Origin of the sequence: Bradyrhizobium sp. CCBAU 11386, from assembly GCF_028128955.1 — a bacterium.
Lineage (GTDB): Bacteria > Pseudomonadota > Alphaproteobacteria > Rhizobiales > Xanthobacteraceae > Bradyrhizobium.
Map to the genome: position 1 here is coordinate 51,508 of NZ_LBKA01000257.1, position 17,190 is coordinate 68,697.

The following is a 17,190-nucleotide window of genomic DNA, read 5'->3' on the forward strand; positions in this document are numbered from 1 at the left end:
TCCTCGCCGGCCGGCCCCGCCGCAACGCGAAAGCGGAACGGCTATCTTCGGTAGAACAATAAGTAATTACAATCTCTGTTACTCAACCTTAGATTATCATCCCTAGACCGACGAATGTCTGCTTTTGAAGCAGCAGGTCCAAAAGGCATGGCGGACCTTTGGCCGTCCGTTTCGATTGTAAGGGGCTGAACGATGGATGCGCGCACTGCCTGGAGCGATTCCAGGCAAGACGGCAGCCCCAATACCGTCAAGCCGTGGTCGAACATCGGAACCTATGTGTTCCTGACAACCTTTGCCTGTGTGTTTTACGTTTCCAACGCGCCGCTTCTGCTTGGCCATTATGACCTGGGATGGCACCTGGCCGCCGGGGACTTGATTAGAGAGAGCGGGCGTATTCCCCTTCAGGATCCCTGGTCGTTCACCCTCGGAGACAAGCCTTGGTATAATCTTTCCTGGCTTTGGGACGTGATCGCCAGTGTCCTGCTGCAGTACGCGGGCTTGAGTGGTCTTGTCCTGCTTGTCGTCGCTTGCGGCGGAATGATAGTTGGGTGCCTCGCATCCGCCTGCTTGCGCGGCGGAGCTTCGGCGATTGCCGCTTGCATCGCCGTCTTCTCTGCGTGCCTCCTGTATCCCGCCTATGAGGCGGCCCCCAACATGTATCTCGCCGCTTCGCCGAACATCTCGACGATGCTGTTTTGCGTGATCTTCTACAGAGTGTGCATCGAGGGAGCGAGATGGCTGCTGTTGTTGCCGGCGATGATGGTCATTTGGGTCAATCTGCACGGCGGTTTCTTGATCGGCTTTCTTATCATGGGCGTGTTCTGCGGCGTCTCGCTGCTCAAGCAGGATTGGCCGGATTTCAAGAGATATGGTCTTGCGGGAATTGGCTGCGCTGCCGCAGTGCTCGTCAATCCTCTTGGCTGGCACGTCTATGACGGCGTGACGGCTACGATGGGTCACTTCGTGCAGGCCAATATCGGTGAGTGGTTACCCTACTCCCACAACCTGGAGATACCGGGAAGCATCCCCGGCATGATCTACATGGCAACATTTGTTGCGCTCGAACTGTCCTGCGGAAGGCAGAGCCCCATTCCCCTGCAATCGCGGCTGCTCGCTTGGCTCTTCCTGCTGCTGGGGCTTCATCAGTTCAGATACATGTCCTTCTTCTTTATTTTCTCAGCGCTTCCACTGGCTCTCCACATCGATCAACTCCTTCTCAAACAACTGCCAAAACTCCAGGTTCAGAAAATCGCTGCTGCTTGCCGGCCTCATCGGCGCGTTGGCGCTGCCGCTGATCTTCTTGCAGTCGGTGCTGGCTCTCGAGCTGCCGCAGATGCTTTCGGAGCAGGACGCCAACTATCTCAACGCACACCTCTCGCATGCGCGGCTTCTGAACCACTGGAACGTCGGCGGACTTTTGATTTTCCACACCCGCGGCAGGGTACACGTATTCGTCGACGGTCGGGCGGCGACCGCCTATCCCGACGACTTGTTGCGTGATTATTTCAAGCTGGTTCGGAAAGAGATTGATGAGGCTGCGTGGGACTCGGTCATTGAAAAATATCGTATCGATGCGGTTCTCTGGATACGGTCGCATGAGCAGTTGAGGCGGTTTCTCGTCGATCGGCGGGGTTGGAAGGAGGATTATACGGGTTCGTATGAGAGTGTTTATGTCAGACCGTAGCCGCCGCAGCGCTCCCCAAGTGCCGGTCTTGCCGGCAGCAGTGCTCGGCGTCCGACCGGATCAGAACCTTTTCCTGTCGGAGGATTCCAGATGGCAAGCGAACTACATACCGGCCTTTATCGGCCGCTACCCGTTTGTGTTCTCGGCTACCAACGAACGAAAGATCGTGACGCTGTGCGTCGAGGAGTCCCATCCCGGCTTGAATAGCGAAGGCCGCGGTCAGCGCTTGTTCAATGACGACGGCAAGCCTTCGCCTTACACCGAAAAGGTGTTGAAGTTCTTGAAGGAATACCAAATCCATTTTGAGCGCACGCGCCGGTTTGGCAGGCGCCTGAAGGAGTTGGGATTGCTCGAGCCGATGCGGGCGCAAGTGACGACGCCAAAGGGAGAGACGCTGACACTCGGCGGCTTCATGGCCGTCCCACGCAAGAAGTTGCGCGCACTCGGGGGCGACGCGCTGGCCTCATTGGCGAAAACCGATGAACTGGAACTATTGTATTTGCATTTGTATTCGATGCGAAATTTCAAAGGCGTGAGAGATAGGCTCATTGACTCGCCGTTGTCGGAGGATACCGAGCCGGAAAACGCCGGAGCATCCGCAGCCTCCGTGCATTGATCGCCGCCGGCAGTAACAGCGTCACATCCGCGCCCGTACCGCTGACCACAAACCGGCTCCTGGCTCTTATTGGCCAGGTCGAGGAGTAGGCGCGCAGGCCGATCTTCGCTTTTCATTTGTAGATGCTGGCGTCGCTGACGCCATGCTTGCGGCACATCGGCGACCGAAACGTCGGCCTCATGCTCTTTCAAAATTCCGATGATCTGCGCTTCCGACGTGCGGCGCAGCATTGCCGCAACCCGCGTCGTAGCGTCGCATCATCCTGAACATTCCTTGCCAATCCCCTGCGCAAGTCTTTGACTTCTCCCAATAAAAAAGGGGCTGATCCGCCAGGGATCGCCATTCCAACGGGAGGAGGAAACCATGACCAAGTCAAACAAGGGGAATACTTCCAGCCGCCGCCGCTTTCTCAAGATTGCGGCTGCGGGGGCCGCCGCGACGGTAGCCGCGCCGACGATCGTTAGCGCGCAGGGCCCAATTAGTATGCGCTTTCAGAGCACTTGGCCGTCGAAGGATATCTTCCACGAATACGCACTCGACTACGCCAAGACGGTCAACGACATGACCGGCGGCGACCTCAAGATCGAGGTGCTTCCCGCCGGCGCCGTGGTGCCCGCGTTCGGGCTGATCGATGCCGTGTCGAAGGGCACGCTCGACGGCGGCCACGGCGTGCTGGTCTACCACTATGGCAAGCAGAACGCGCTGGCGTTGTGGGGCTCGGGTCCGGGCTACGCCATGGACGCCAACATGCTGCTCGCCTGGCACAGGTGGGGCGGCGGCAAGGAGCTTCTCGCCAAACTGTATGCATCGGTCGGCCTGAACGTCGTGTCGTTCCCGTACGGACCGATGGCGACGCAGCCGCTCGGGTGGTTCAAGAAACCGGTCGCCAGCGTCGACGATCTCAAGGGCCTCAAATACCGCACCGTCGGCATCTCCATCGACATGTTCACCGCCATGGGCGCCGCGGTCAACGCGCTGCCGGGCGGCGAAATCGTGTCGGCGATGGACCGCGGCCTGCTCGACGCGGCCGAGTTCAACAACGCCTCGTCGGACCGCCTGCTTGGCTTCGCGGACGTCTCCAAGGTCTGCATGCTGCAGAGCTATCACCAGAACGCCGAGCAGCTCGAAATCACCTTCAATAAGTCCAAGTACGACGCGCTGCCGGACAAGATGAAGGCGATCATTGCCAATGCGGTCAGCGCCGCCTCGCAAGAGATGCAATGGAAGGCGATCGACCGTTATTCGCAGGACTACATCGAGCTGCAGACCAAGGACAAGGTGAAGTTCTACAAGACGCCGGACTCCATCCTCAAGGCTGAGCTCGAGATTTACGACGAAATCGTCAAGAAGAAATCGGCGGAAAATCCGCTGTTCAAGGAAATCGTCGAATCGCAGATCGCGTTTGCCAGGCGGGCGACGCAATGGGAACAGGACACCGTCGTCAACCGCAAGATGGCGTTCGATTACTACTTCGGGCCAAAAGGAACCGCGAAGAAGACCTGACGGCATATTGAATCGGCAAGGCACCGTTCGGGACGGCGACCGAACGGTCGCATTGTCATTTCATTCTTTCCTCGGATTAATCGGCGGCGACCAATGACCGTCCATAAATTTCTACTCGTCATTGACGAAATCAGCACGTGGTGCGGCAAGGTCGCGGCCTGGTTGATCATGTTGCTGATGGCCGTCGTCTGCGTCGAAGTGTTCAAGCGCTACATCATGAATATGCCGACGGCGTGGATCTTCGATCTTGATAATATGCTGTACGGAAGCGCGTTCATGCTGTGCGGCGCCTACACGCTGGCCCAGAACGCCCATGTCCGCGGCGACTTCCTTTACAGCTCGATGCGACCGCGCATGCAGGCGTGGCTGGACATCGTGCTCTATGCGGTTTTCTTCATCCCTGGTATCGCCGCCCTCATATACGCGGGCTTTGACTACGCAGCCGACTCGTGGCGGATCGCGGAGCATTCGAACGTGACGGCAGATGGGCCGCCGGTTTATCACTTCAAATCCGTGATCCCCATCGCCGGCGCGCTGGTGATGCTGCAAGGCGTCGCCGAGATCGTGCGTTGTGTCGTCTGCCTGAAGACCGGCGAATGGCCCAGCCGGCTGAGGGACGTCGCGGAGATCGACGTCATCGAGCAGCAGCTCGCCCACAGCGAATATGTCGACGAGGAGTCGCGCAAGATCGCCATCGAGCGGGCGCATGAAATCGACGAGAGTGCGCGCCAGCGCGGTATGGGCGGAGACGTGAACACATGAGCGATCCGGCACTCGGGCTCTTGATGCTCACGCTCATCGTGGTCGTGATCATGATGGGCTTCCCGACAGCGTTCACGCTGATGGGCCTGGGCATATTTTTTGGCTACATCGCGTTCTATGACCCGACGCATTCCTGGGCCGACAACCGCGTGTTCGATTTGATGGTTGAGCGCACCTACGGCGCCATGACCAACGACGTCCTGATCTCCATCCCGCTGTTCGTGCTGATGGGCTACGTGATGGAGCGCGGCGCGCTGGTCGACAGGATGTTCTACTCGATCCAGCTCGCGTTCCGCCGCGTGCCGGCTTCGCTTGCGGTCGCGACTCTGATCGTCTGCACGTTTTGGGGGATCGCGAGTGGCCTTGTCGGCGCGGTGGTGGTGCTGATGGGCGTCATCGCATTCAATCCCATGCTCAAGGCGGGGTACGACGTGAAGCTCGCCTCCGGCGTCATCACGGCGGGCGGTACGCTCGGCATTCTGATTCCGCCGTCGGTCATGATCATCGTCTATGCCGCGGTCGCCGGTCAGTCGATCGTCAAGCTGTACGCGGCGGCGATGTTCCCGGGCTTCTTTCTGTCGTTCCTGTATCTCATTTACATAGTCGCCTGGGCGATGATCAGTCCGAAGATCGCTCCGCCATTGCCGGAGGCCCAAACGAAGGTTCCGGTGCCGGCGTGGCTGTCGAAGTTCGAGGACACCTATCGATCGCAAACGATCCTGATCTCGCTGATCAAGGGGCTGATCTCTCCGTCGCAGGCAAGGCGCATCGACGCGGAAGGCCGTCCCGTCAGCTACTGGATGCTGCTCTCAAGCTTCGGTTACGCGCTGGTGCCGTTTACGATCGTCGCCGGCACGATGGCCACCATCTGGTGGTACGTGGTGATTCACCAGCAGGCTGGCATCGAACTCGCGGTAACCGGCGTGCAGCAATTGGGCACGCCAGAGCTGGTTACGCACGAGGCCACGCCCGCTGAACTGGGGCCAGGGCTCCAATTCTATCTCTGGTTCTGGGGCATCGCGGCTGTTTGCGCGCTGTTACAGGTCCGTTACTACTGGAGGTTCAACGCCGAGCGGCTCTCGGTTGTGAAACTGCTGACCGCGTCGACCATGCCGCTCGGCGTTCTCACCGTCGTCGTGCTCGCCGTAATCCTGTTCGGAATCTGCACCGCGACCGAGTCCGCCGCCGTTGGCGCCTTTGGCGCATTCCTGCTGGCGCTGCAAGCCCGCACGCTCGACTGGAAGCGTACCAAGGAAGCGGTGTTCCTAACCGCGAAAACCACCGCGATGGTGTGCTGGCTGTTCGTCGGCTCGGCGCTGTTCTCGGCAGTGTTCGCAATTCTCGGGGGGCAGGCGCTGCTTGAGCGATGGGTACTCTCGCTCAACATGACACCGGTGCAGTTCATGCTCCTGTCGCAGGCGATCATCTTCGTGCTCGGCTGGCCGCTCGAATGGACCGAGATCATCATCATCTTCGTGCCGATCTTCCTGCCGATGCTGAAGCACTTCAACATCGACCCGATCCTGTGGGGGACGCTGGTGTTCGTAAACTTGCAGGCGGCGTTCCTGTCACCGCCGGTCGCGATGTCGGCGTTCTATCTCAAGGGCGTTGCCCCGAAGCACGTCACCCTCAACCAGATCTTCGCCGGCATGATGCCCTACATGCTGATCGTCATCCTGTGCATGGTCATCATGTACCTCTGGCCTGGCATGACACTGTGGCTGCCGAACTATCTGTACGGGGGTTGAGGCGCAGCGGGGAGCTCCGGGCGCTGGTCACACGGAAATGGTGCGCCACTCAAAATAAAACTGCGAACTGCTATATAATTGAAATATCGATATGATTTTCTGGTTGCTCTTGATGGGGCCGGGCGCTCGAATGTTGAGCGCCATCAGCCGTATGCCCCTCATCTCAGATGGAGCTTCCTCCGCGAGGGATTGTGGTTGTTTTGTATTGAATGGCCGAAATTTGCACGCGGACCGTGCGCTGCAATGGCTCGAGCTTGACGCAAGCCAACACGCTTCACACCGCGCGCGCAAGAACGATCGTTCCGAACAGGATAAGGGTCACGCCCGCCGCATAGCTCAGGCTTCGGCCGAACGGAAGCAGTTTCTCGCAGGCGACATAGAGTGCAATGGCGATGATCCAGAGCAAATTCATCACGCCGCTGACGAACAGCAATGCCATTAAGAACCAGCAGCAGCCGACGCAATAGCTGCCGTGGCGAAGTCCCATGCGGAATGCTCCGCTTCTGCCGACTTGCCAGTACCTGCTCAGGAACAGCAGCGGGCTTTGACAGTAGCGAAGACAGGCGCCCTTGAGCGGCGTGAACTGATAGAGCCCCGCGGCCAAAAGAAGAGTGCCGCCCAGAATGGCGCTCGTACTTGCCATCGCCATCGACAGGAGCCAGGTACGTTCGAGCGCCCACTGCGCCAGGACCGCAACGAGACTGAACCCGGCCCATGCCAGGAGGTAGCCGGCGAGAAAGATCCAGACCTCCATCGCGGCGCCAGATGTAGTCTCCTGCCTGCGCTTGACGGTCGCATACAACAGGACGGTGGGCGCCGCGCTCGGCACCATCATCGCGATCATCATCACCCACCACATCGCGAACAGCAGCACGGCATAGAGTGGCGTCCACGGCATTGGCGCCATGTCCGGCATGTCGGCCATCATCTCGGTGTCCATGCCGGCCCCGCTCGCCAGATAGGCCCAGGCCAGCGCCACCACCACGGCGGTCCCGACCACCACGATCAGGCGGTCGCGCTTAAGCAGGTGTTCAAGCGCCAAATGCCCGCTCATCGGCTTTCCCCGGAAGAGGATGTCGCCCATCGATGGCTCGACTTTGGTGCAGCATCAGGCTGCGACGCCCTCGGGTGTCTGCACGACGGTCGCAAGCGAGCTGTGCGTGCCTTTGGTCTCGAAACTGATCGCCCCCGTCGAGCGGATGTTGGCGGACGCGACCTCGGCAGCCCTGTGCTCGAAACCCTCGGGCACCACCACCTGAATGCGATGAGGAGCACCCGTCACCGGATTCTTGATCGGTTCGACCTCCGTCTCCAACACGCCCTTGGCGACGAGCTTGGCGACGCGTCCGTCCTTGTCGAAGGAAAATTCGAACGGCGCAAAGACGGGATCGTGGACGGTGGTCACGATCAGGCTGAGGATCTGGAACAGCGTGCCCTCGGCGGAATGCTTCCCGGAGAAGATGTCAAACAGCGCCTGGCGCTGTTCCGGCGTTGCGCGCTCATCGATGATCGGCTGCATTTTGCCGTTGCCTTCATGTAGCGCTCCCGGGAAATCGACGGTGGCCGCGAAGCACAGGCCGTCGAGGTTGGTCCCCTCGAAATGTCCCTTGGTGATCCGCATGCCGACCAACCCCTTGCAATAGCCCTGGGTCGGCAGGGCATTGAAGTCGCAGGGGCAGCCAAACGCGCAAGTACAATTCTTGATCCATTCGCCTTCGAGACGCCAATCCGATGCAGCCATGGCACATCTCCCAATGTGAGGGGACGAGGCAGCCGTTCGATAAGTCGACGTCAAAAAGATGCGAGCGGGATCGAAATCCGATCAGAAGGCCGGCATCGCAAGGGAATCTGTTGACGCACTGCCATTTGCCGTCCCGATGGCGAAAAGCATATCAGCCGCGACCCGGCGCGTACAGCGAACCCACGCGGCGGAAACGGTAGCCAGATAGGTGGAAGTCCGAAGGTCAGAGGGATGGTGCGCCACTCAGGATAGAATTGCGAACTCCTATATCATTGAAACAACGGCACAATCTCTAGCCCCGGTTGGGTGAGGACACACGCGCCCGCTCAGAATACCGGCTTCTGTCCGATCGGCCTCTGGACGCGCAGCAAGCGAGGGAACGTCGCGTGTCAGCCGAACTTGTAGGGAAGCAGGCGTTCGCCAAAAGGTTCGCCTCGCCAGATCAATTGCAGGCCCGCGACGATCTCCGCCCCGTAGACGGCGTAGGGGATTTCGATCGACTTCAGCCAGGGTGCGACCCACTGATTGAGAGGCGTGCCGTCGATGCTGACCAGATCGCAATCGCCGGGGATTTTCAGGCCGCGTTCAAGCGCGCGCCGGTTTACACCATAGGCGATCTGGTCGCTCACGCAGAGAACGGCGTCCGGCGTGTCGCTGCCGCCGAAAAGTCGCGCGCCGGCATCGTAGCCGATTTGCAGATGCGATCGCCCTTCCCCGTCGGCCCGGATAATCGCTTCGTCGGACCATCCACGCTCCCGCAGCCTGGCCAGGAAGCCCGACACGCGGTCCCGCGATGCGGACGAGCCCAACCGCGGAAAAACAACAGCCGGGGCACGCCGCCCGAGATCGGCGAAATGGTCGGCGACGGCAGCGCCGGCTGCACAATCGTCGATACCGACGAACGGGCCGTTGCCGGTCGGATTGCGGCGGGTCACGAACACCGTCGGGGCGCCAGATGCGGAAAGCTCGCTCAAGCCGGGACTGGCGACCGCCGCAACGAGGATATAGCCGCGCACCATCTGGGCCCGCATCGCGTGGAGATATTCGTCCTGAAGTTCGGGTCGGTCGTGCGTGTCGCACAGGACCATGACGTAGCCGGCCTCGCGCAGTGCGGCCTCGGTGGAGCTTGCGATCGTCGCCATGGCCGGATTGTCGAGATTCGCCGCGATCATCGCCACAAGCTGGCTCTGGCCGCTCTTGAGCGCCCGTCCCACCGGATTGGGCCGGTAGCCTACCGCCTCGATCGCGTCGAGCACCCGCGCCACCGTAGCCGGGGAGGCGCGGCGCACCTCACCGTTGACGATCCGCGATACGGTCGAAACCGAGACGCCGGCGCGGGCCGCGACTGTGGCAAGTGAGACGTCTTCCGGCATCGGCCTCCAGGGGCTGGTCCGATTGCAACCTATAGCCACAGTCGAGCCTCCTCGAGACTCAACAAGACAATTTAAGCACTATTGACATTTGGCAAACGTTTGCCAAGATCGTTTTGCCGTTGGAACGTCTTCGGACGGCTTTGCCGCCTCTCGTCCGCTTCAGCCGGAAAAGGCGCGCCCAAACGCGAAAAAGCGGCATCCGACCCAATGCCGATGTGGAAGGAAACACCTGCGCCAAAGGACCGTCGGAGAACGGGCCCGGAGCGCCTATCTCGCGCGGACCGACTGGGCCGCGAGCGTGGAGGAAAATGATCATGCGCGCCGTCAAGCCCGTTATCGCGTCTCTTGTGCTGTCCCTTCTGTCCGCCGCCGCCTTCGGCGGGCCGGCGTCGGCCGAGATGACCGTGCTCCGCATGGCCTGGTACTCGGATGGCAACGAGGGCGAGGTGATGGCCGACCTGCTGAAGCGATTCCACGAGCAGAACAAGGACATCGACGTCGTTCTCGATCAGGTGCCCTACAAGGCGATCAACGAGAATCTGCCCGTGCAGCTGGCCTCCGGCCAGGGTCCCGACATGGCGCGTATCGTCGATATGGGCGGTCTGTCGCGCTACGCGCTCGACATGCGCCCCTTTCTCAAAGATCCCGGCTATTGGGAGACGAACTTCGGCCCCTTCCTCGAATGGATGCGCCCGGCGGGAGACCCGCAGGCAATTCCGGGCTTCATGACCCAGCTCACCGTCACCGGCCCCTTCGTCAACAAGACCCTGTTCGAGCAGGCCGGGGTGGCGATGCCGGGCGAGAGGTCAACCTGGGAGGATTGGGCGAAGGCGGTGAAGGAGGTTGCGGGCAAGGTCCAGGCGCCATTCCCGCTCGCGCTCGACCGCTCGGGCCATCGCTTCTATGCGCTTGCCGTGTCGCAAGGCACAAAGGTCTTCGGCGCGAACGGCGAGCCGGACGTCGTGGACGAGGGCTTCAAGCGCGCGGCGCAACTGGTCTACGACTGGCACAAGTCCGGCGTCATGTCGAAGGAGCTGTGGGGCTCGGTCTCCGGCACCGCCTATCGCGGCGCCAACGACGAATTCAAGAACGCACAGGTCGTCATGTATCTGTCCGGATCGTGGCAGACCGCTCAGTTCGCCAAGACCGTGGACAACGCCTTCGACTGGGTGGCGGTCCCCAATCCCTGCGGGCCCGGCGGGTGCAGCAGCATGCCGGGCGGCGCCGGTCTCGTGGCTTTCAAGACGACCCAGCATCCCAAGGAAGTTGCGCGTCTGATGGATTATCTCGCCAGCGAACCGGTGCTGGCGGAGTTCTATGCGCGCTCGCTCTTCGTGCCCGGCCACCTTGGGCTCGCCAAGAAAGGCATCGACTATCCGACGGCCAGCCCGGAAGCCGCTGCAGCGCTGAAGGTCTTCACCGCAAGCGCTGCCCAGATTTCGCCGCTCGCTTACCGGACCCAGGGCTACATCAACAGCCGAATCATCTTCAACGCCGTCATCAGCCGGCTCGGGCAGGCGGTCTCCGGCGAAACGGCGCTCGAAGACGCCTACAAGCGCATCACCGCCGACGTCGCGCAGCAGATCGCTGAGCGCAACAAGAAGTGACGGCGACGGGTTCACGGGATCGAAGGATCACCGCGATGTCGGACACTCCGTCCGCCTCCGTGCCGCAGCCCGGCATCGCCGCGGCAGCGCTTGCGGAATTCCGGCGCGTCGCGGTCCTGCCGGTCGACGTCGCGATGCGTCTGTTCGATCCGCCGATGCGATGGCTGCAGCGCATGATCGGCGTGCGGCGCATGGCCTATGTGTTCCTGTTGCCCAACTTCGTATTCTTCGGCCTCTTCGTGTTCCTGCCGATCGGCATCAACATCGTGTTCTCGGTGACCGGCGGCACGGCCCTGTTTCCCTCGCAACGGCCCTATGTCGGCGGCGACCAGTTCGCCTATCTGTTCGACTGTGGCTCCTATCTCGATCCGGCGACCTGCCGCGAGGATCACTTCTGGCGGGGCGTTGCCAATACGGCAAGGTTCGTCCTGTTTCAGGTGACGGCGATGGTGCTGTTTTCGCTCGTCACTGCGCTGGTCCTCAACATGAAGATCCGTGGCCGCGGCTTTTTCCGTGCGGTCTATTTCTTCCCGGTTCTGCTATCGCCCGTGGTCGTCGCGCTGATCTGGAAATGGATTCTGCAGCGCGACGGCCTCCTCAACGCGGCCATCACCACACTCGGTGGTCAGAAGATCCTGTTCTTCGTCGACCCGGGCTGGGCGATGTTCTGGGCGGTGTTCGTATCGGTGTGGGCGCACATGGGCTTCTACACACTGATCCTGCTCGCCGGCCTTCAGGCGATCCCGGCGGACCTCTACGAGGCGGCGGAGATGGACGCGACGCCGCGCTGGCGCGTGCTGACACACATCACGCTGCCGCTGTTGTGGCCGAACATGATCGTCGTGATCGTGCTCGCGCTCATCAAGGGCGCGCAGACCTTCGACGAGGTCTTCGTGCTGACCGGCGGCGGTCCGGGCACCGCGACGCTGATGGTCGTCCAGTACATCTACGAGACCGGCTTCGCCAGCCAGGTGCAGAATTTCGGCCTCGCCGCCGCCGCGTCCGTCGTGCTCGGCGTCGTCCTCTTCGTCCTGACGCTCCTGCAATTCGCCGCCGCGCGGCGCAAAGAGATCTGAGGTAGCCGCCATGCGCCTTGGGATTTTGCTTGGTCAACGTCGCAACGGGCCCGGACGGCCGCTGCATTGGACCGACATCGCAGCCTACGCCTATCTCGCGCTCGGCGTCGTGCTGATGTTCGGCCCGGTGCTGTGGCTGGTGCTGTCATCGTTCAAGACCCAGAGTGCGCTCTTGGAATTTCCGCCGTCGCTGCTGCCGTTCGCGCAGGTCGAAGTGACGGTGCCCGGTCAGCCACAGAAGCTGCCGCTGTTCCGCGCCACGCTTCCCGACGGCTCGGTCCGCGAACTGGCGCAGGTTCGGCGCATCGGGCTCGTCGCCCAGATGGTCGATCCCGCCGATCCCTCGAAGCAGTTCCGCGTGGCGATCGACAAGCGCGAACCGGTGCGCCGCGTCGCTCTCGCGACGGAGAACTACACCGAGCCGCTGCAGCGCTTCGCCTTCCTGCGCTTCCTGTTCAATTCGGTCTTCGTGACGGTGGTCGCCACGCTGATCACGCTGCTCATCAATTCCATGGCCGCCTATGCGCTCGCCGTCTACGCGTTTCCCGGCAAGCAGGCGGCTACGCTGGCGGTCATCGGGACGCTGATGATCCCGATGACCATCATCCTGGTGCCGGTCTATCTGGTGGTGACCGAGTTCGGCCTCGCCAACTCGCTCTGGGCGGTGATCCTGCCGGGTGCGGCGACGCCGACCGGCGTCTTCCTGCTCCGGCAATACATGCTGACACTGCCGAAGGATCTGATCGAGGCTGCGCGCATGGACAAGGCATCCGAGTGGCAGATCTATTGGCGCATCGTCATGCCGCTGACCCTGCCGGCGTTGGCGGTTCTGGCGATCTTCTCGATCATGTGGCGCTGGAACGAATTCCTGTGGCCGCTCGCGGTCCTGACCAAGACCGAGGTCTACACGCTCCAGATCGCGCTCAACGCCTTCCAGGGCGAACTCCAGACCCAGTGGCACTACCTCCTTGCGATGACGGTCGTGACGCTCGCTCCCGTCGCCCTCGTCTTCGTGTTCCTGCAGCGCTTCATCACGACGGGCATCGGCTCGACGGGAATGAAATGACCGATCGGGTTATGGACCATGGCTGAACTGAAACTCACGGCCGCGCGAAAATCCTTCGGCAGCATCGACGTGCTGCACGGCATCGATCTCGCGGTGAAGGATGGCGAATTCGTCGTCTTCGTCGGCCCCTCGGGCTGCGGAAAGTCGACGCTGCTCCGCGTCATCGCCGGTCTCGAAAACGTGACGAGCGGCGAGATCCATATCGACGGCGAACGCGTCACCCACCTGCCCGCCTCCGAGCGGGGGCTGGCAATGGTGTTCCAGTCCTATGCCCTCTATCCGCATATGAGCGTCCGCAAGAACATGGGCTTTGCGCTCGAGAACATGGGGCTGAAGCCGTCGGAGATCGAGGCGCGGGTCGATCGCGCCGCCGCCATGCTGCGTCTGGCGGACTATCTCGACCGCAAGCCCAAGGCGCTCTCCGGCGGCCAGCGCCAGCGCGTCGCCATCGGCCGGGCCATCGTGCGCGATCCGAAGATTTTTCTGTTCGACGAGCCGCTGTCGAATCTCGACGCTGAGCTGCGCGTCGCGACGCGCAAGGAGCTCGCCGCCCTGCATGCCAATATCGGCGGCACGATGATCTATGTCACGCACGATCAGGTCGAAGCCATGACGCTTGCGGATCGGATCGTGGTGCTCAACGCCGGCCGGATCGAGCAGGTCGGCACGCCGCTCGAGCTCTACAACCGCCCCTCGAACGCCTTCGTTGCGGGCTTCATCGGTTCTCCCCGCATGAACTTCCTGCCCGCGACCGTGATTTCCGACGACGGCACGCTGCGCCTGAGCGTTGGCGAGCGTGACCTCGCGTTGCCCCGCGCCGCTTTCGGCCTCTCCGCCGGCGCGCGCGTGACGCTCGGCATCCGCCCCGAACATATCGACGTCGCGCCCGACACAGGCACGCTCGCCGCAACCGTCGATCTCGTCGAGCAGCTTGGCGGCGAGACCTTCGTCTATGCCACGGCTCCCGGCCTGCCGCAGATCACGCTGCGCCAGGATGGCCAGTCGCGGTTTGACCGCGGCGATGCAGTCGCGATCCGCTTCGCCCCCGACCACCTGCATATCTTCGACGCGACCGGCGCGGCGCTCGCCCGGCCCTGATCGACCCCGGAGCCTGATCTCATGAAAGCCCTGACCCACGGCCGCTTCCGCGGCCTCGACGGCCACGCCGCGCTCTTCGACCTCGCGACCGGGCCGGCGGCGGCCCCGCTCGCCAGCTTGCGCGTCGCTATACTCGAGCGCGACATCGGCCGCGTCACGCTGCGCCGGCCGGACGGCTATCGGCTCGATCGCGGCTGGGCGATCGCCCCTGATCGCACCGAGCCGCCGTTCGAGGGCCGGCAGCGCGACGACATCTCCGGCTTTGCCAATCCGGCGTCGACCGTGTCGGAGGATGGCGGCATCGTCACGCTCGCCGCCGCGGGCCTCCGCGCTCAAATACGGCTCGATCCGTTCGGCATCGCCTGGTACCGCGACGGCGAGCTGCAGCCATTCCTGCAGGACCGCCCAACCCAGGCCTATCTCCTGTCGCGCAAGACCACTGCGTTGCTGCATGCGATGGAACGGCACGAAGGCGAACGCCATTACGGCCTCGGAGACAAGGCCGGTCCGCTCGATCGGACCGGCCGGCGCTTCGCGATCGACGCCGTCGATCCCTGCGGCTTCGACGCCGAGCTTTCCGATCCGCTCTACAAGATGCTGCCGTTCTTCATCGTCGACGGCGCACGCGGCGCGCACGGCATCTTCTACGACAATCTCGCGCTCGGCTCGGTCGACCTCGGCTGCACCATCGACAACTACCACGGCCTCTTCCGCAGTTATCGCGCCGAGGATGGCGACCTCGACTATTACGTGCTCGCCGGACCGACCGTACCAGAGGTCACGCGCCGATTTTCCTGGCTGACCGGCGGACAGGCCTTTGCGCCCCGCTGGACGCTCGGCTTCGCGATGACGACCATGACCATCGCCGACGCGCCCGATGCCGACAGGCGCATCACCGCCTTCATCGAGGATTGCAGGCGCCACGGCATCCGTTGCGACAGCTTTCACTTCGGCTCGGGCTACACCTCGATCGGCAACCGTCGCTATGTCTTCAACTGGAATCGCGACAAATTCCCCGATCCGGCAGCGACGATGGCGCGCCTCAAGGCGGCCGGCATGCAACCGGTCACCAACATCAAGCCCTGCCTGCTCGATGATCATCCCCGGCTCACTGAAGCCAAGGCGCGCGGCATCCTGGTCGCCGACGGCGAGACCGGCGAGCCGGCTGTCGCGCAATTCTGGGACGGCCTCGGCTTCCATGTCGACTTTACCAACCCGGAAGGACGGCAGTGGTGGGCGGACGGCATCCGCGACGCGCTGCTCGCCTTCGGCGTGACGGCGGTCTGGAGCGACAACAACGAATACGAGATCTGGGACGAGGATGCGGTCTGCAACGGCGACGGCCGGCCGTTCCCGCAAGCGCTGGCCAGACCCGCGCAGGCGCTCCTGATGCACAAGCTCGCCTACGAGACCCAGGCCGCGCACGCCCCGGACAAGCGCCCCTATACGATCACGCGCGCCGGCAGCGCCGGCATCGCACGCTACGGCCAGACCTGGAGCGGCGACAACGAAACCGCCTGGAAGACGCTGCGCTACAATCTGATCCAGGGCCTGAACATGAGCCTGTCGGGGCTTTACAACATCGGCCACGACGTCGGCGGCTTCCATGGCGAATCGCCGGGCCCAGAACTGTTTTGCCGCTTCGTCGAGTTCTGCGCGCTGTGGCCGCGCATGGTGATGAATTCCTGGAAGGCGAGCGGCATCGTCAACACCCCGTGGATGCACGCGAGCGTGCTCCCGGAAGTTCGATCCGCCATGGAGCTTCGCCACAGCCTCATCCCCTATCTTTACACGCAGATGTGGCGTGCGGCGCTGGAGGACGTGCCATTGGTGCGGCCGCTGTTTTGGGATTTCGATTCGGACGCGATTGCGGCGACCGTCGAGGACGCGTTCATGCTCGGCCCCGATCTGCTCGTCGCTCCGGTGCTCGACGAGGGGGCGACGACGCGCGAGGTCTATCTGCCCGCCCATCCCGGCGGCTGGTACGACTGGCATGACGGAACGGCATTCGAAGGCGGGCAGAGCGTGACTGTCGCAGCGCCTCTGGGCCGGCTACCCGTCTTTGCACGCGCCGGCGCGATCGTTCCGATCGAGGACGAGAAGGGGCTGACGGCGATTGCGTTCGGTGCGCCCGAACGCGGTGGCTCAGGCCTCGTCTATGTCGACGATGGCGAGACGGCGGATTGGCGCAAGGCAGGCAGGACAATCGAATTCCGCCTGCGCCGCGATGAGACCGGCTTCGTTCTCGATGTCAGCGGAGGAGAGTTGGCGGCACCGATCCGCGTCCGTGGCGTCGGCGTGCCGAATCTGCGCCTGGCCGACACAGCCGACTGAAGCCGCGTCACCGCGAAGCCGGTCTTGATCGGATCCGAAGCTGACGCATTGAGGGCGGGTCAGAGCCGTCTTCTCAAACGGCAAAACCCGCCATGGATTTGGAGTTTGATTGGAATGGTGCCCAGGGGCGGAATCGAACCACCGACACTGCGATTTTCAGTCGCATGCTCTACCAACTGAGCTACCTGGGCGTGCTGAGCGAAGGACCCAAGGCCCATCGAGCGGGCGGTTTATAGTGGGCTGAAGGCGGCCTGTCCACCCGGCTTCGCCTGAAGGCTGCACCGGGCGCGGCCCGGCTGTGCACAAGGTGGCGCGGCCTTGCCGCGGCTGGCGCGCGGCCGATCAGCCACCCAGGCAAGCAATTGATATTGCTTATTTATTCTACGTCATCCACCTCGTCATCGCGACCGGGGATGACGTAGGAGCCTTTCAGCCAGCGGTTCAGGTCGACGTCGCGGCAGCGCGAGGAGCAGAACGGGCGGGTGGCCTGCACCGCGGGCTTGCCGCAGATCGGGCAGGTTTTGAGCGGCCCAGCGGGCTTTTTGACCTGTTCGTCCATGATGTCGGCAGCTTACACGGGGT

The 17,190-nt window shown here is 62.6% G+C and carries 14 protein-coding genes and 1 tRNA gene; 10 read left to right on the top strand and 5 right to left on the bottom strand.

Going from position 1 to position 17,190, the window contains the following annotated elements; genetic code table 11:
• Window positions 1-192 precede the first annotated feature (192 nt).
• The 5 genes from XI09_RS38375 to XI09_RS38395 all read left to right on the top strand — a co-directional run bounded on the left by XI09_RS38375 (window position 193) and on the right by XI09_RS38395 (window position 6,313).
• Window positions 193-1,500, top strand: a complete 1,308-nt coding sequence (locus tag XI09_RS38375; protein WP_271571542.1) for a hypothetical protein — start codon at window positions 193-195, stop codon at window positions 1,498-1,500.
• A gap of 170 nt (window positions 1,501-1,670) precedes the next feature.
• On the top strand, window positions 1,671-2,300 hold the full coding sequence (locus XI09_RS38380; RefSeq protein WP_271571543.1) for a SapC family protein: 630 nt from the start codon (window positions 1,671-1,673) through the stop codon (window positions 2,298-2,300).
• Window positions 2,301-2,663: 363 nt separating this feature from the next.
• Complete coding sequence (locus XI09_RS38385; protein WP_271571544.1) at window positions 2,664-3,803, top strand: TRAP transporter substrate-binding protein; 1,140 nt, start codon at window positions 2,664-2,666, stop codon at window positions 3,801-3,803.
• Window positions 3,804-3,896: 93 nt separating this feature from the next.
• Window positions 3,897-4,565 carry a TRAP transporter small permease subunit gene (locus tag XI09_RS38390; protein ID WP_271571545.1) on the top strand — a complete coding sequence of 223 codons (669 nt, stop codon included), beginning with the start codon at window positions 3,897-3,899 and terminating at the stop codon, window positions 4,563-4,565.
• Window positions 4,562-6,313: a TRAP transporter large permease gene (locus tag XI09_RS38395; RefSeq protein ID WP_271571546.1), complete on the top strand. Its 1,752-nt coding sequence runs from the start codon at window positions 4,562-4,564 to the stop codon at window positions 6,311-6,313. Before XI09_RS38390 ends, XI09_RS38395 begins: the two co-directional genes overlap by 4 nt.
• 274 nt (window positions 6,314-6,587) lie before the next feature.
• Here XI09_RS38395 and XI09_RS38400 read toward each other — a convergent pair whose 3' ends face one another.
• From XI09_RS38400 to XI09_RS38410, 3 genes are all read right to left on the bottom strand, one after another.
• Window positions 6,588-7,397 carry a DUF2182 domain-containing protein gene (locus tag XI09_RS38400; RefSeq protein ID WP_271571547.1) on the bottom strand — a complete coding sequence of 270 codons (810 nt, stop codon included), beginning with the start codon at window positions 7,395-7,397 and terminating at the stop codon, window positions 6,588-6,590.
• A gap of 24 nt (window positions 7,398-7,421) precedes the next feature.
• Entirely contained in the window at window positions 7,422-8,054 is a 633-nt protein-coding gene (locus tag XI09_RS38405) for a DUF1326 domain-containing protein (RefSeq protein ID WP_271571548.1), read from the bottom strand.
• A 389-nt stretch (window positions 8,055-8,443) separates the two neighbouring features.
• Window positions 8,444-9,427, bottom strand: coding sequence for a LacI family DNA-binding transcriptional regulator (locus tag XI09_RS38410; protein WP_271571549.1), 984 nt, complete (start codon window positions 9,425-9,427; stop codon window positions 8,444-8,446).
• 314 nt (window positions 9,428-9,741) lie between these two features.
• On the opposite strand from XI09_RS38410, the gene XI09_RS38415 reads away from it, so the two are divergent.
• From XI09_RS38415 to XI09_RS38435, 5 genes are all read left to right on the top strand, one after another.
• Window positions 9,742-11,034 carry an ABC transporter substrate-binding protein gene (locus tag XI09_RS38415; RefSeq protein WP_271571550.1) on the top strand — a complete coding sequence of 431 codons (1,293 nt, stop codon included), beginning with the start codon at window positions 9,742-9,744 and terminating at the stop codon, window positions 11,032-11,034.
• 134 nt (window positions 11,035-11,168) lie between these two features.
• Window positions 11,169-12,110 carry a carbohydrate ABC transporter permease gene (locus XI09_RS38420; protein WP_442869655.1) on the top strand — a complete coding sequence of 314 codons (942 nt, stop codon included), beginning with the start codon at window positions 11,169-11,171 and terminating at the stop codon, window positions 12,108-12,110.
• A gap of 10 nt (window positions 12,111-12,120) precedes the next feature.
• Window positions 12,121-13,176, top strand: a complete 1,056-nt coding sequence (locus XI09_RS38425; RefSeq protein ID WP_271571552.1) for a carbohydrate ABC transporter permease — start codon at window positions 12,121-12,123, stop codon at window positions 13,174-13,176.
• Window positions 13,177-13,194: 18 nt separating this feature from the next.
• On the top strand, window positions 13,195-14,274 hold the full coding sequence (locus XI09_RS38430) for an ABC transporter ATP-binding protein (protein WP_271571553.1): 1,080 nt from the start codon (window positions 13,195-13,197) through the stop codon (window positions 14,272-14,274).
• Window positions 14,275-14,295: 21 nt separating this feature from the next.
• Window positions 14,296-16,608, top strand: coding sequence for a glycoside hydrolase family 31 protein (locus XI09_RS38435; RefSeq protein ID WP_271571554.1), 2,313 nt, complete (start codon window positions 14,296-14,298; stop codon window positions 16,606-16,608).
• Window positions 16,609-16,723: 115 nt separating this feature from the next.
• Here XI09_RS38435 and XI09_RS38440 read toward each other — a convergent pair.
• Window positions 16,724-16,799, bottom strand: a tRNA-Phe gene (locus XI09_RS38440).
• Between the two features lie 185 nt (window positions 16,800-16,984).
• Window positions 16,985-17,167 (bottom strand): DNA gyrase inhibitor YacG, encoded by a 183-nt coding sequence (gene yacG, locus XI09_RS38445; protein ID WP_271571555.1) that lies wholly within the window; start codon window positions 17,165-17,167, stop codon window positions 16,985-16,987.
• Between the last annotated feature and the right edge of the window lie 23 nt (window positions 17,168-17,190).